Source organism: Streptomyces sp. NPDC001617, assembly GCF_053596855.1.
In genome coordinates, this window is the sequence record NZ_JBSFHA010000008.1 from 106,321 (window position 1) to 120,457 (window position 14,137).

Annotated in this window: 12 protein-coding genes; 2 read left to right on the top strand and 10 right to left on the bottom strand. The window is 70.2% G+C overall.

Annotation, left to right across the window (positions count from 1 at the left end; all coding sequences use genetic code 11):
* Positions 1 to 41 precede the first annotated feature (41 nt).
* The 5 genes from fxsT to fxsA all read right to left on the bottom strand — a co-directional run bounded on the left by fxsT (position 42) and on the right by fxsA (position 8,114).
* Positions 42 to 4,040, bottom strand: a complete 3,999-nt coding sequence (gene fxsT / locus ACWC09_RS09125) for an FxSxx-COOH system tetratricopeptide repeat protein (protein ID WP_450849897.1) — start codon at positions 4,038 to 4,040, stop codon at positions 42 to 44.
* Positions 4,037 to 5,212, bottom strand: a complete 1,176-nt coding sequence (fsxC, locus tag ACWC09_RS09130) for an FxsC protein (RefSeq protein WP_450849898.1) — start codon at positions 5,210 to 5,212, stop codon at positions 4,037 to 4,039. Before fsxC ends, fxsT begins: the two co-directional genes overlap by 4 nt.
* 142 nt (positions 5,213 to 5,354) lie before the next feature.
* Positions 5,355 to 6,767: an aKG-HExxH-type peptide beta-hydroxylase gene (locus ACWC09_RS09135; RefSeq protein ID WP_450849899.1), complete on the bottom strand. Its 1,413-nt coding sequence runs from the start codon at positions 6,765 to 6,767 to the stop codon at positions 5,355 to 5,357.
* Complete coding sequence (locus ACWC09_RS09140) at positions 6,764 to 7,915, bottom strand: FxsB family cyclophane-forming radical SAM/SPASM peptide maturase (RefSeq protein WP_450849900.1); 1,152 nt, start codon at positions 7,913 to 7,915, stop codon at positions 6,764 to 6,766. The genes ACWC09_RS09135 and ACWC09_RS09140 overlap by 4 nt, the downstream gene beginning before the upstream one ends.
* A 25-nt stretch (positions 7,916 to 7,940) precedes the next feature.
* Positions 7,941 to 8,114 carry an FxSxx-COOH cyclophane-containing RiPP peptide gene (fxsA, locus tag ACWC09_RS09145; protein ID WP_450849901.1) on the bottom strand — a complete coding sequence of 58 codons (174 nt, stop codon included), beginning with the start codon at positions 8,112 to 8,114 and terminating at the stop codon, positions 7,941 to 7,943.
* 372 nt (positions 8,115 to 8,486) lie between these two features.
* On the opposite strand from fxsA, the gene ACWC09_RS09150 reads away from it, so the two are divergent.
* The gene (locus ACWC09_RS09150) at positions 8,487 to 9,395 is read left to right on the top strand and encodes a DUF4231 domain-containing protein (RefSeq protein WP_450849957.1); all 909 of its coding nucleotides are present in this window, start codon (positions 8,487 to 8,489) and stop codon (positions 9,393 to 9,395) included.
* A 1-nt stretch (position 9,396) separates the two neighbouring features.
* Here the strand turns inward: ACWC09_RS09150 and ACWC09_RS09155 are convergent, their stop codons facing one another.
* From ACWC09_RS09155 to ACWC09_RS09175, 5 genes are all read right to left on the bottom strand, one after another.
* Positions 9,397 to 9,549 (bottom strand): hypothetical protein, encoded by a 153-nt coding sequence (locus tag ACWC09_RS09155; RefSeq protein ID WP_450849902.1) that lies wholly within the window; start codon positions 9,547 to 9,549, stop codon positions 9,397 to 9,399.
* Positions 9,550 to 9,701: 152 nt separating this feature from the next.
* Positions 9,702 to 10,214, bottom strand: coding sequence for a tRNA (adenosine(37)-N6)-threonylcarbamoyltransferase complex ATPase subunit type 1 TsaE (gene tsaE / locus ACWC09_RS09160; protein WP_450849903.1), 513 nt, complete (start codon positions 10,212 to 10,214; stop codon positions 9,702 to 9,704).
* Positions 10,180 to 11,421, bottom strand: coding sequence for an alpha/beta fold hydrolase (locus ACWC09_RS09165; RefSeq protein WP_450849904.1), 1,242 nt, complete (start codon positions 11,419 to 11,421; stop codon positions 10,180 to 10,182). Before ACWC09_RS09165 ends, tsaE begins: the two co-directional genes overlap by 35 nt.
* A 90-nt stretch (positions 11,422 to 11,511) precedes the next feature.
* On the bottom strand, positions 11,512 to 12,681 hold the full coding sequence (gene alr / locus ACWC09_RS09170; RefSeq protein ID WP_450849905.1) for an alanine racemase: 1,170 nt from the start codon (positions 12,679 to 12,681) through the stop codon (positions 11,512 to 11,514).
* A gap of 69 nt (positions 12,682 to 12,750) precedes the next feature.
* Positions 12,751 to 13,632, bottom strand: coding sequence for a L,D-transpeptidase family protein (locus ACWC09_RS09175; RefSeq protein ID WP_450849906.1), 882 nt, complete (start codon positions 13,630 to 13,632; stop codon positions 12,751 to 12,753).
* 101 nt (positions 13,633 to 13,733) lie between these two features.
* On the opposite strand from ACWC09_RS09175, the gene ACWC09_RS09180 reads away from it, so the two are divergent.
* Complete coding sequence (locus ACWC09_RS09180; RefSeq protein ID WP_450849907.1) at positions 13,734 to 14,111, top strand: VOC family protein; 378 nt, start codon at positions 13,734 to 13,736, stop codon at positions 14,109 to 14,111.
* Positions 14,112 to 14,137: the final 26 nt, after the last annotated feature.

Below are 14,137 nucleotides of genomic sequence, written 5' to 3' on the forward strand. Positions count from 1 at the left end.
CCCCGGCGCAGGACCGGGGCGGTTGCCGTACGTGCATCGGATCAGGTCGGCGGCATCTCCAGATCGAAGTCGATCCGCATCCGCTCACTCATCATCCGCACCACGGGATGCTCGGCCCCGAACTCCTGCTCGGCGGCCCGCGCCGCCCTGCTCAGGTCCCGCAGGGCGTCCTCGTCACCCATGAGGCTGTGGTCCAGCGCAACGTTGTGCTCCGCGCAGAGCACCCGTGGATGATGGTCGCGGTAGAGGGCGCGGTACGCCTCGTGGGCCACCTCGTCCTCGGCCAGCGCCTCCTCGTGCCGACCCATGTCGGACAGCACTCCGGCCCGGTTGGCCCGGCAGGCGACCGTGGCCGGGTGGGGGGCGCCCAGCCTCTCCACGAGGCGCGGGAGCGTCTCGTCGGCGAGTTCCAGGGCGTGCTCGGTCTCATCCCGGCGCCTGAGGATGGCGACCAGGTTGGTCGCGGCCGCCAGGGTGAACGGGTGGTCGGGGCCGAGCCGCCCGCGATAGCGCTCGAAGTTCTGCTTCCCGAGGTCCACCGCCTCGGATCCCCGGACCGGATCCGTCGTGGACAGGGCGAGCAGATCGCAGGCGAGGTTGGCCGTGCACGACATCGTTTCAGGATGCGCCTCGCCGTAGCGCTGCCGGTACGCGTTCAGGGTGGAGCGGGTCAGCGCTTCCGCCGCCGCGTAGTTGCCGAGACGACGTTGGGTCACCGCGAGGGACGCGTCCGTGCGCAGGACGTCGTCGGCCTGCTCGTCGTTCAGGATGCCGACGAACCGTTTGCGGATCTCGACCAGCAGATCCAGGGAGCCCTGGTAGTCGCCGGTCTCCCGGCGGTCCAACGCCACCCGGCCCGCGAAGGCCCAGGTGAGCCGGTCCCGCACGCCCAGGACCTGCCGGGACCGCTGGTATGCCTCGGTCGCACGCTCCAGGGCCTCCCCGGGCCTGCCGGCCAGGATGAGCGAGACACCGAGATTGTGCGCGGCCCGGAGGGTGTCCTCGTGGTCAGGACCGAAGTGCGGGCTGTTCAGATAGAGCTCGTAGGTCTGGCGGTCCTCGTCGTACGCCTCCTGGTACCGCCCGAGACCTCGCAGGTCACCGCCGTAGTTGCGGGCGGTCACCAGGGTGTAGCCGTCGTCCGACCCCAACTGCTCGCGCTGCCGCTTCAGGGTGTCGGCGTCCAGTTGGTGGGCCTCCTTGTAACGGCCCAGGGAGCGCAGCGGGTTGGCCACCTGGGCGGCCAGCCGCAGCTTGAGGTGATGGTCCGCGCCCAGGGACTCGTTCCAGATGTCGAGCGCCTTCAGCCCCAGCGCGGCGGCGGCCCGGTGGTCGCCGATCCGCCACTGGTTGCGGACCTGACGGATGACCCACTCGCACACACGTGCGTCGGCGTTGTACAGCGCTCCGGAGGGTTCCAAGTGAGGCAGCAGTTCCGCGAACCGCTGCCGCACCGGCGAGCTGTCCTCGGGGTTGGCGGCCGAGGGCAGCGCTCCCGCCAGCACGAGCTGCGCCTGGTGCCGGGTCCGGTCCAGGCGTGCGCCGTCCTCCCCGAGCCATTCGCGCACGGCGGCCTGGACGAGTCGATGAACCTGGATGAACTGGCTCTGCCGGTCCACCGTGGCCAGCGCGTACCGCCCGAGGTCCCTGACCACCTGCCCCATCACCATGGCGTCGAGCACCGACTCGTCCCCGGTCTCCTCGGCGAGGCGGTTACGCATGGCGTCGCTGTAGAGCAGGGACTGCGCGATGGGCTCCGGGGAGAGGAAGGAGCACAGTTCCAGGAGCCGGACCGCCGCGGGCCGCTCGTTGCCGAGCCGGTCGACGGTCAGCCGCCAGACCGCGAGCAGGGACTCCTGCTGACTGTCCCCACTGCCGCCCGACCCGCTCAGCACCGCGCTGACCTGGTGGTTGACCCGCTCGAGGTAGGTGTCCAGGGGCATGGCCGTCTGGCGCAGCCAAGCCGCCGCGATCTCCATGGCCATCGGGAAGTCCCCGAGTGTCTCGGCGATCCGGTCGGCGTCCTCGACCGACAGGCCGTCCACCCGGCGCCGCAGCAACGCGATGCTTTCGGGCCTGCTGAAGGCGTCGACCTCCAGGGCGGGCTGGTTCTCGTCATGGGGCGAACGCCGGGCGGTGAGGATGACGTGTCCCGGCCCCTCGGCGGGAAGGTACCGTTCCACCGTCGTGTCTCCCTCGTGCCTGTTCTGGATCTCACCGTCTGCGTCCTGGCTGTCGGTGACATTGTCGAAAACCAGCAGCCAACGACCATAATCGCCATTTTTCAGCGCCGTCATGGTCGCTTGGGCACGTTCGTCGACCGTGTCGCCCGGAATTCCCAGCTCGAGGCCGAGCTCCGCGAGAAGCTGCGGAATCCGGTTCGGCTGTTCGGCCGGGACCCAGTGCACGAGGTCGTACTGGGAACCGTACCGGTGGACGTACTCCTGCGCGATCTGGGTTTTGCCGATGCCACCGAGGCCGTACAGGACCACCTTGCCCACCGGCGTGTCCGGACGCAGCGACTCGGTGCTCAACTCGGACCGCAGCCGGTCCAGTTGTACGTCGCGGCCGGTGAAGGAGTTGTTGCGGCGCGGCACGTTGAAGATCCTGGGGACCTGACCCGGATAGGTGATGCCCTCACTGACCACGGAGCCCGAGGCCTCGAGTTCGAGCAGGGCGAACACCTTGGCGAGAACCTGATCGGCGGACGTGTCCACCAGCGTGAATCCCGGCAGTCCGCGCAGCGCCGGCTCCGGTTGGTGCTCCCGGGTACGCAGGCCGATGATCTTGGGCCCTTCGGGGGCATCCACCAGCGCACGCACCTCGTCGGCGACCGGGGTGGTGGCGAAGTCGGGTGACAGCAGCGCGATGACCACGTCGGTTCCATCGCCCGAACCGCCGGACAGCGGCATGGACGGACTGCTTCCGCGCAGCGACACGGCGATCCCCGCGGACTGCAGCTGGGCCGCGATCCACTCCGCCCAGGCGCCGTCGCGCAGCGCGAAGTCGACCCGGACCCGGGGCACGAGGCGCCTTCCGGGCACCGGCACCCGCTGGAAGCGCGCGAGCATCTGCCGACGCACCGGCTCCTTGACCGGCTGCAGAGCCGTGACCTGCCCGTCCGTGATCACCGAGGTGAGGCGTTCGTAGGCACCGAGCAGGGAGGCGGGCTGACGGGGGGTGTCGGCCACGGTGGCCAGGACCTCTTCATAGGCGAAGAAGGGCTTGTACGGGATCTCCACCGCGCCCCAGTAGGCATCGGGGTCGGCCGCCCGCGGAGTGTCCTTCAGGAATTCCTGGAAGCGCTGCCGGGCATGGCCCCGGCTCACCGCGAGCTTCTCCTGCTCCGCGTCCTCCACCCGCATGGGTACCGGGAGGATCCTGACATGCGGGGCCGCCCGCCGTACGTCCCCGGCCACGCTGGCGCTGCCGTCCACCGACTGGGTGTTCAGCGTGAAACAGTTCACCAACACGTCCGGCATCAGCACGGTGGTGATTCCTGAGGTGTCGCTCCAGCCGGTCCGGCTGTCGATCAGGGCGTAGTCGTAGTTGCCCCGCATGTCCTCGCGCAGGGCGCGCAGGAACGCGGCGCCGTCGCGCTGTTCGTAGAAGCCCTTCCAGTCGTAGGTGTTGATCATCTCGGAGTACTCGGGGGTCTTGCGTCCCGGCGAGATGAAGTCGACGTAGCCGCCGCTGTCGAAGGTCAGCGCCAGGGTCGAGGCGAACCGCTCCACCCGGGCCTGCCGGCTGTAGTCACCGCCCGCCGGCCTGGGCCTGGCGGCCATGTCGAACCCGCGGATCAGATCGATGACACCGGGCGTGGAGTCGAGCTCCGGATCTCCGAGGAAGGGCGCGAAGTAACGGTGCAGCCCCGGTGCCTCCAGGTCCCAGTCCATGGCGAGCACACGCTTGCCGTTGCTGGCCAGGATCCACGCCACGTTCGCCAGCGCCATGGTGCGGCCCGTTCCGCCCTTGAACGAGTAGAACGTGACGATCGTGCCGGACTCGCGGGTGTCGGCGTCACCCGAGTCGAACGTCATGACGAGTACCTTCCGAGCAGGGGAAACGTATGCGGAACGTCGGCCGACGGTGCCGGGGGCTGGACGGCTTCCACTGACTTGAGCGCCTCGTTCTGGAGGCGGACGAGCACCTTGCGCAGGGAGGAGACGAAGCTCTCCGCGTCCGCCAGGCCCCAGCGGTCGTACTCGCTGTGCCGTCGGCGCATCAGAGGGAGCGTGCGGTCCAGGAGTTCGTCGAGGGTGACGGCCCGCTCGGCCGACTCGGTGTCGTCACGGGCCCTCGGTTCAAGTGCCGTGGTCGCCTCGGGATTCCGCTCGTCGACGGCCGCGAGGAGCCGCCGCTTCTCACCCAGGCCGGCCACCCACGCGTCCACCAGGAGCACGACGAGCTGTTCCGGTTCCCCTTCCCGGCTGATGCGGTCGACGGTCTCGTCGTCCAGGGGCAGCACGGTCGCCGTGAAGTCGAGTGTGGTGGCGGTGTTCTTCACGAGCGAGACCAGCGCCCCGTGCTCCCCGGGGGCGTAGGGGGACCATTGCAGGGGGGTCTTGCCGTAGTACTGACGCGCCTGCCGTTCGTTGGGCAGTTCGTCCTCCGCCGCGGACGCCAACACGAAGCTGACCGTCTGACCGCCGGCGGGTACGGGACCGCCGACGGGCGACTGGCTGCCGGCGACGTCGAATCCGTGGACCTGGGGGAGCTCTTCCGTGGCCGCGACGATCCGCTCGGCGACCGCCCGCAGCACCTCCTCGTAGGCGGACCGGTAGCGCGCCTTCAGCCGTAGCAGGTGCAGCAGGCCGTCCCGGCGGTACGCCTCGGAGGCCACCTGCAGGGGCGGGTACGGGACGACGGTGTCCAGCCCCTGGGCCGGATCGGGTTCCCACATCAGGGGCACCACGGCGTCGGCCCGGCGACCGGTCCTGGACCAGTGCAGGTTGAGCCGCCGCTGGAAGTAGGACCACTCCGCCAGGCAGTACGACTGGCTGAAATAGCGCGGTGAGTGCAGCACGACGAGGGCGGTGGACCGGTCCAGCAGATCCACCGAGACGTCCGACGACTGTGGTTCTCCCCGCACACCCACGCTGTCCGGCGGCCGTCCGGTGCGCCGGCCGACGGCCTGGCACAGGTCGTGAAAGAACGACGCGACCCACTCCTCGTCGACGGTGCGAACGTGACTCAAGTAGAAGTGGCTCACGATGGCTCCATGGGGGCGACGCGGTCCCGGGGCGAGCCGGATCGGCCGACGCGTCGATGTTTGTTCCGAACATGGCGAAAATCTGGTGGCAGGCCTGTCGGCCTCGGCCGTGCCGTCGCGTCCCCGAACCAACGCACCCTCATCAACCCGCCCCCGGTGTCGTCTCGTCAGTCTTCCGTCCGCACGCGGCCGTACGGCATGCCAGGCCCGCGCCTCCGTGTGCGCCGGAGGTCGATGCACGCTTCCGGGTGAAGGGCTGCGTCTCCCGAGATCCCACCCGAACGTGTGACGGAGCGTCGGGGCGAGCGGAGGGCAGCGGGCGTACGGGAAAGCCGCACCGTGCCGCCTCGTCCGCCATGAGCGTCACGAAGCGTGCTCCCATGGGTGTCAGGGCCGGATGGGCGTGCAGGATCCGCAGGGCGGCGGCCACCTGACGGCCGTAGTGGTGCAACCGCGCCCCCGCGGCACGGGCCTGACCACCGGTCAGTTCCTGCCACCGGCGCCGCCAGAACTCCAGGAGCGCCAGATGGGCATGGGTTCCGGTGAGTACGGAGCCGACGGGGCGGGCGTCCTCCCGCCAGCCGACCTGGTGCAGGGTGCGGTCCGCCGGATCCGTGAGGTCGGCCAGGTCCGCGAGGGCTCCGAAGGCGATGTGCGCGCTCTCGTGCACCACGGTCTCGGCCAGTCGCACCGGGTCGGCGGTGAAGGAGGCGGCGATCGCCCCGTACGCCTCCCGTGCCGAGGAGCTCACGCTCTGCCCGGTCCACGAAGGGCGCAGCGGCACCAGTGCCGTCCACAGAGCGGCACAGGCCGCGGCGCGTTCCGGGACCAGGCGGGTCACCACGTCCCAGGCCGATGCCACCGACGCCTGCCAGGCGTGCAGTTGCCCGGCCGTCTGGCGGGGCAGCACCGGATGGCCGTGCGCGTCCCGGTAGGGGTCGGTGTCTTCCAGCACGACCGACAACGGCGGTGCACCCTGGAGGGAGTCGACGGTCAGGCGGCGCGGGGCGCACCGGGCCGTGTCATCGTCGGAGAGTCGGACCAGCCGGCCGCCCAGCTCCAGTACGTCGCCGCGCAGGCGCACCTCGCCCGTGCTCCCGGACAGCCGGACGTCCCCCAACGTGGGCAGCCAGAGCAGCGAGTCCGGTGCCGGGAGAGCGAGGTCCGGCCGCAGTCCCGCACGTAACGCGGCGGCGGCCGCCAGGCCTCCCAGCCGGGCGAGGTCCGCGTCAGCGCCGACGGTCGGGCGTGGACCCTCCAGCGCCCGCAGGCAGCGGCCCAGCCAGACACCGACATGGGGGTGCAGCAGCACGTCCTCGAAGGCCCGTACATCCGCTCGACGGGCCCGGGCACACAGTTCCCAGGCGGCCGCTCCCCGGGTCGCCCAGAACCGCGGCGCGCTGTCGCGGGCCGCCTCGGCCACACCCATCAGCATCAGCAGGCGCCGGGAGACCTGCCCGTCCCGCAGGACCCGCAGGGCGTCGGAGGACGGCTGACAGGCCGCCAGGCTCGCGAAGTCCTCGGCGGTCATCCGCAGGATCGCCGGGGCCGTCACGACGCGCTCCCGAGCAGGGCGGCGGCATCGGCCACGACGCGGTCCCGGATACGGGTGGTCAGCACGCGCAGGTCGGCGCAGTAGACGCTGGGGTTGGCGAAGCCGGTGCGCGGGTGGTAGCGGTGGGCGCGGATGCCGCCGCCGCACAGGCGCACCACCTCACAGCCGCGGCAGACGTCGGCGAGTGCGGCCAGGCCTCCGCGGCGGGCCTCGGCCACGGCAGGAAGCCGTGCGACGGTGTCGAAGTCATGCGCGAAGATGTCGAGTCCGGTCGCGGCACCGCCGTCCCGGGTGACCTTCAGCGAGTCGGAGAGTTCGATCGTCCCGTCACTCTCGACCACGAGGAAGTCCGCTTCGGCCAACCCCACACTCTCCGACCGGACGTCACCGCCCAGCGCGAGGTCCATGATGTCCTCGAACAGCCGGATCCCGGTCTCCTGGTGCGGCGCCGTGTACCACCGTTCGAATACGGCCAACAGCCAGTTCGCATACGGCGTGCGATTCGGGTCGTGGCCGGGCGGCGGGTGTTCCCAAGTGGCATGCGGTAACAGGAAGTTGACGGCCGGTGGCTCATGGGCCAGGAGCGCCTCGTAGACCTTCAGCGGTGGATTGGCGAGGTCGACCGTGCACAACAGGCCCGCGAACAGCGCCTTGTTCTCGGGCCTGCGCAAGAGTTCCAACCCCCTCTGGACGGAGTCATAGCTGCTCCGTCCGTTCCTGGCGAGCCTGTGACGGTCGTTGGCGTCGCGACCGCCATCAAGACTGACGCCAACCGAGACGCCGTGTCGCCGGAACAGGTCCATCCATAAGGGATTGAGAAGAGTCGCATTGCTCTGCACCGAGATATCACAAACGGCCGCACCACGCAGCTCCCGTCTCAGAACCACCAGGAGATGTTCTATTCGTGACGGTCCTGCGAGCAGCGGCTCACCCCCGTGCAAGGTCACCCGGACGCGGGGCAGCGCGTGACTCCGGGCGTGCTCGGCTATGCGGGAGGCCAGTTGATCCGCGGTCCCGGTCGCCATGACGGACGGCTTGTGCCGCCACGTATGGTCCTGCAACTCATAGACATAGCAATGATCGCAGGCCAGATTGCACGGCTGGGCAACCTTGACGACCCACTCGACGAAAGGGTTCGCGTCCCGCACGTGCCACCTCCTGCCCACGCACCCATCAGAGCGCCGATTCGAACATGGCTGCGTTCACCGCGCGATGGTCCAGTGCATCCCGCCGAACCCTCTTCATGGCCCGGCCCAGCGCGCTGTCGGGCAGGTCGTCCAGTTCTACGGCCGCGGAACCGCTGAGGTTCACCACGTCGAACTCCACGTCAGTCGCCGGCGTCTCCATGGACCCCCCGTGCTCGCTCGCCCCGCGAAACCCCGGGCGTGGTCCCGGACCCGCGGATGTGGACCTGTGGCAGGCCACAACTCAGCCCTCCGTATGCTGAGTTGCGGACGGAGTGGTGCTGTTCAGTTCTCATCTCAGGGAAGCACATAGATCAACGAAGAACCAGAACGCGAAGGGCAGGGCGTTCCTCTGCGGTCCGATCTCGCCAGCACCCCAAGCCCTCCCGTACTACGCGGTGTTGGCACCCGTGCGACTCCAAGTCACCATGAGTCTTCCCCCCTTCATGGCGAGGTGACCCCCATGACGGCGACGACTCCTGGACACAACATTCCGGGGCCAAGCGCGAAGATAGGCCACGAAGACCTGCCGCCCTTGTTCCGCACCAACGACCAGTGGGCGCTCAACCGTCAGAGCGAGTCCTTCCGTGCCACCAAGGCCCAACTGGCGCTGCTGCTCGTGGCGACCGGCTGCGCCACGCTGGCCGACCGCTTCAACAGCCATGTGCTCACGGCGCTGTCCGCCCTGCTGTACGGGCTCACCGTGGCCACCGGTGTCGTCATCCAGCGACGCCGGGCAAAGGCCCACTGGCAGGCGCACCGCGACGCCGCCGAGATCGTCAAGTCGCTGGCCTGGCAGTACATGGTGCACGGCGGGCCGTTCCACACCGGGGTTCCCGATCCCGAGGGACTCTTCCACCAACAGTTGGAGGAGCATCTGCGCCCTTTACGCCGGATCGGCTGGCAGGAGCCCTCCGCCGATCGCGGCGACCGCAGCGACCGCAGCGACCGCAGCGACCGCAACCGTCAGCAGCCGGGCGATCCGCGCTACCCCGAGATCACCCGCGCCATGCGGACGGTGCGCGTCCAGCCGTTCGCCACCCGGAAGGACATCTACCTGCGCGACCGTGTCCTCGATCAGCTCGGCTGGTACGGCGGCCGGGCCACCCAGGCCCACCGGGCCGCCGCCGCCTGGTCCATGCTGACCGTGCTGCTGACCCTGCTGGCGCTGAGCGCTGCCTTGGCCAGGAGCACCGGTATCGCCGCCAACTGGGACCTGAGCGGCCTGCTGGCGGCCGCCGCCGCGACCGGGGTCGCCTGGATGGAGACCCGACGGCACCACCCGCTCTCGTACGCGCACGAGCTGGTGCGCGAGGCACTGGAGACGCAACGGGTCGTCCTGGCCAGGAGCGCGCCGGAGGGGCAGTGGCCCCAGACCGTGGCCGACACCGAGCAGCTGATGTCGCCGCAGCACACCGACTGGCTCGCGCGGTTCGGCGGCTGAGTCAGGCGGCCTCGGGCCGCTCGGAGAGCTCGGGATCGGGCAGACGTGGCGGCGTGGAGATCTCAGCGGCGGCGGCGCAGGACGCCAGCAACTCACGCATGGGTACCGCGGACACCACGCGGGGCCGCTTCTCGTCTCGTTCCGTGGCCGACATGGACGCCTCCTGATGAGCGGGGGCGGGCGTAGTTAGGTAGACCTAACTACAGGCTGGGTACCATGTGACCACGTTCAAGACCGCAAATGCAACATCTTGCCGACGTCTTGTCGGAACGTTCACGGAAACGGTCAGTGATCGGACCGCAGTGATCAGACCGACAGCACGGTCAGATCCACGGCGGCCCAGCGCTCGCCGAGCCCCGTCACCGTCACGTGCCGCACCTCGTCCGTCGTATCACCGACCGCCCGGTGGATGACCACGTGCAACCGGTCCTCGGTCAGCTCCTCGACCTTGCCCTCGCCCCACTCCACGACGATCACGGACTCGGGCAGCGAGACGTCGAGGTCCAGGTCCTCCATCTCGTCGAGCCCGCCGCCCAGGCGATACGCGTCGACGTGGACGAGCGGCGGACCGTCGCCCAGGGACGGGTGCACACGGGCGATCACGAAGGTCGGCGAGGTGACCGCGCCCCGCACGCCCAGGCCCTCGCCGAGGCCGCGGGTGAGAGTCGTCTTGCCGGCGCCGAGCTCGCCGTCGAGCATGACGAGGTCACCGGCGCGCAGCAGCTTGGCCAGGCGGCGGCCCAGGTCCTGCATCTGTTCGGGGGCGGTGACCGTCAGCCGGGTCTCAACCGGGTTGTGCGGTGCTGCTGGTGCTTCCATAGCCACCCACGGTAGCCCCTGCCGGGACCGCGCCCGCACGGGTGAGAAGGTCGGCGAGCCGGTCGGTGACCACTTCCGGGTGCTCCAGCATCACCAGGTGCCCGGCGTCCGGGACCAGCACCAGCTCGGCGTCCGGCAGCAGGTCGGCGATGGCCTCACTGTGCTCACTGGGTGTGACGAGATCCCCGATCCCGGCCAGCACCAGCACCGGCATGTCCGCGAAGTGGACGAGAGCCGCGGTCTTGTCGTGGTCGCTGAAGGCCGGGTAGAACTCGGCGACCACGTCGATCGGCGTGCCCTCGATCATCCGCTCGGCGAAGCGCGCGACCGCCGGGTCGACGTCCCGCGACGCGAACGAGTACCGCTTGATGATCCCGGCGAACAGATCGGCGGTCGCCCGCCGCCCCTTCTCCACCAGCGCGGCCTGCTGCCCCAGCGCCTTCAGCACTCCCGGCAGCACCCGCCGTACGGCGTTCACACCCGCGACGGGCAACCCGAAGTTGACCTCACCGAGCTTCCCGGACGACGTACCGACGAAGGCGGTGGCGACGACGCGGTCGCGGATCAGCTCGGGGTAATGGTCGGCGAGCGCCATCACGGTCATCCCGCCCATCGAATGCCCGACGAGCACGATCGGCCCGGTCGGCACCGCCGCGTCGATGACGGCCTTCAGATCCCGCCCGAGCTGCTCGATGTCGACGGGCTTCCCGTCCTGCACCTGCCGCGTCCCGCGCGCGGACCGCCCATGACTGCGCTGATCCCAGTGAACGGTCCGTACGACACCCCGAAGCGCCGCCCGCTGGTAGTGCCAGGAGTCCTGGTTCAGGCAGTACCCATGGCTGAACACGACCGTGACGGGTGCCGGCGCCTTCCGCCCGAACAGCCGCCGACGACGCGGCCCGAGCGCCGGCACGGCAGCGGGATCGACGTCGTCGACCTCGTAGTACAGCTCGGTCCCGTCATCGGCGTACGCCTTGCCCGGTGTGCCGCGCAGGGAGCCGTACGGCCCGGTCGAGTCGAGGGCGAGTCTCGCCTTCTTGCGCATGCCGCGCCCGACGGTGAGCCGCTCGATGGCGACACCCGCGGCCGCCCCCGCGGCGACCACGCCTATCGCGGCGCCGGCGATACCGGTCGCCCTGCGCCAGTTCCCGGCCGCCCCCGTGGCGGAGACGACGGCTGCGACGGCCTCCGCACTGCTCTCGCTCACGTACCGCTCCTGTTCGCTGGGTCAGGTGATGCAGATGTTGCCTGTGTGGCCTGCGCTGCACCGCTGGTGGCGCAGTCGGCTCCTGTGCGGTTACCCGCTTTGTTCCTCGTTCACATAGACGCGGGGAACGCGTGTTCCGATGCGGGTGACAATCTCGTACGCGATCGTCCCGGCGGCCTGCGCCCAGTCCTCGGCGGTGGGCTCGCCCCGGTCTCCGGGCCCGAACAGCACCGCCTCCGCGCCGACGGGCGGCTCGTCCCCGCCCAGATCGACCACGAACTGGTCCATCGCGATCCGCCCGGCCACCGTCCGCCACTTGCCCCCGACCAGCACCGGACCGCTCCCGGAGGCATGCCGCGGAACCCCGTCCGCGTACCCGACGGGCACCAGCCCGAGGGTCGTCTCGCCGGGGGTGAGGTAACGATGCCCGTAACTGACGCCGTGACCCCCCGGAACGTGCTTCACCAGCGCGAGATTCGCCGCGAGTGTCATCACGGGCCGTAGTCCGAAGTCGGCCGGGGCGCCGACCTCGGGGCTGGGCGAGATGCCGTAGAGCGCGATCCCGGTGCGGACGAGGTCGAAGTGGGCGTCAGGACGGGTGAGCGTGGCCGGCGAGTTGGCGATGTGCCGCACTTCGGGGCGGACGCCCTGTTGTTCGGCGTAGGCGACCATCTCGCGGAAGAGGTCGAGCTGGGCCTCGATGGACGGATGCCCCGGCTCGTCGGCGCAGGCGAGGTGGGACCAGAGGCCGGTGATGCGGACGAGCCCGTCGGCCTCGGCGCGCAGGGCGCCCGCGACCAGCTCGACCCAGTCGGCGCCGGGCTGACAGCCGTTGCGCCCCAGGCCGGTGTCGGCCTTGAGCTGCACGCGCGCGGGGGTATTGAGCTGCCGGGCGGCCTGCGTGACCTCCGCCAAGGCCCACATCCCGCTGACCGACACATCGATGTCGGCCCGGATGGCCTCGCCCCACGGCCCACCCGGTGTCCACAGCCAGCACATGATCCGCCCCGGCAGCCCCGCCTTCCGCAGCGCGAGGGCCTCCTCGGGCGTGGCCGTCCCCAGCCAGCCGGCCCCGGCCTGCACGGCCGCCCGGGCACACCTCACCGCCCCGTGGCCGTATGCGTCGGACTTGACGACGGCCATGAGCTGCGCCCCCGGTGCGAGGGCGCGCAGAGCCCGCACATTGGCCCGCAGGGCCCCCAGATCGATCTCGGCGCGGGCCCGCAGGGATGCGGTCGTGGCAGGTGCTGTCTCAGTCATGGCGTCCCCAGTGTCTCAGAGGGGTCGGACAGTCCCCTCGGACGGCCAGGCGGACGGCTGCGCGGACGGTTACGTTCCGGGTCTGCGTCCCCACACGTACACCCGGTCGCCCTTCTTCAGCACGCTCCACAGCTTGCGGGCGTCCGCGAGCCGCAGATTGACGCAGCCCCATGAGCCGACGGTGGTGTAGATGCTCCCGTAGACGGCGTGGAAGGCCTCGCCCCCGTCGAAGAACTGGGCATAGGGCATGGGCGAGTTGTAGAGCGTCGACCAGTGGTTCTTGTGCCGCCAGTAGATCGTGTGCCACCCGAGACGAGTCCGGTGCCCCGCCCGCCCGCTGCGCATGGGCACGGGCCCGAAGACGACCTTCTTGCCCTTCTGCACCCAGGTGAGCTGCCGGCTGAGATCGACACAGGCGACGCGGTAGGTGCGAACGGGGCATTTCTTGGCGGCGTTGGGATTCTTCCTGGCGCCGATGAGCTGCATGGTCGCCCAGGTGACCGGTCCGGCGAACCCGATCGCGGGGTTGATCTTGTGCTTGACCTGGAACGCGCGGATCGCCCGGCAGTCGGCGGCCGACTGCCGGCCGTCCACCCTCAGCTTCAGCCACCGCTCGACGCCCCGCTGATAGGGCCCGGTGTGCTTGCTGCACGCGACGTTCGCGACGGCGTCACCGAGGGGGACCAACTCGACGAGGTCGTACGTCCCCGGCACCGCGTCCCGGGGTTCGACGGCGTCCTCCGCGGCCGTGGGTGCGTACACCGTGGGCGGGAGGACCTGGTCCGGCGAGTCGATCTGCCAGAACTGGGCGGGCCCGGGGGCGATGCCCGGGACGAGCTCGGCCTCGGGGCCGGGGGCGGGGGGCGGCGGGGCGGCGGCGGTGAGGGGGAGGGCGGTCGCGGCGGTGAGCAACACCGCGACGGCTCTGTGGGCGATTCGTCTGCTGATCATGCGATCAGAAAAACGCGGCCCCATGGGCGATCGGGGACGCCGCGCGGCCGGGTCACCCTTATTGAGGAGCGGGCCTAGCCTGGTGTCAGGAGGTGGAGGACATGTTGGCAGACACACCGCTGAACGCCGTGATTCCCGCCGCTGACCTCGACAGGGCCAAGCGCTTCTACGGTGACACGCTCGGCCTCAAGCTGATCGCCGACCGGGACGGGGTCGCGCTCTTCGAGTCCGGCGGCACCCGTTTCCTCGTGTACGCGACGCCGAACGGCGGCTCGGCCGCCCACACACTGGCCGGCTGGACGGTCACCGACCTCGACACGGAGATGACGGAGCTGCGCAGCCACGGCGTCACCTTCGAGGAGTACGACCAGCCCGGCCTGAAGACGGTGAACGGCGTGGCGGAGGGCGCGGGCATGCGCGGCGCCTGGTTCAAGGACAGCGAGGGGAACATTCTCAGCGTGGTGCAGGAGACCCACTAGACACCCGGTTCCGGAAGCCTCTCCCC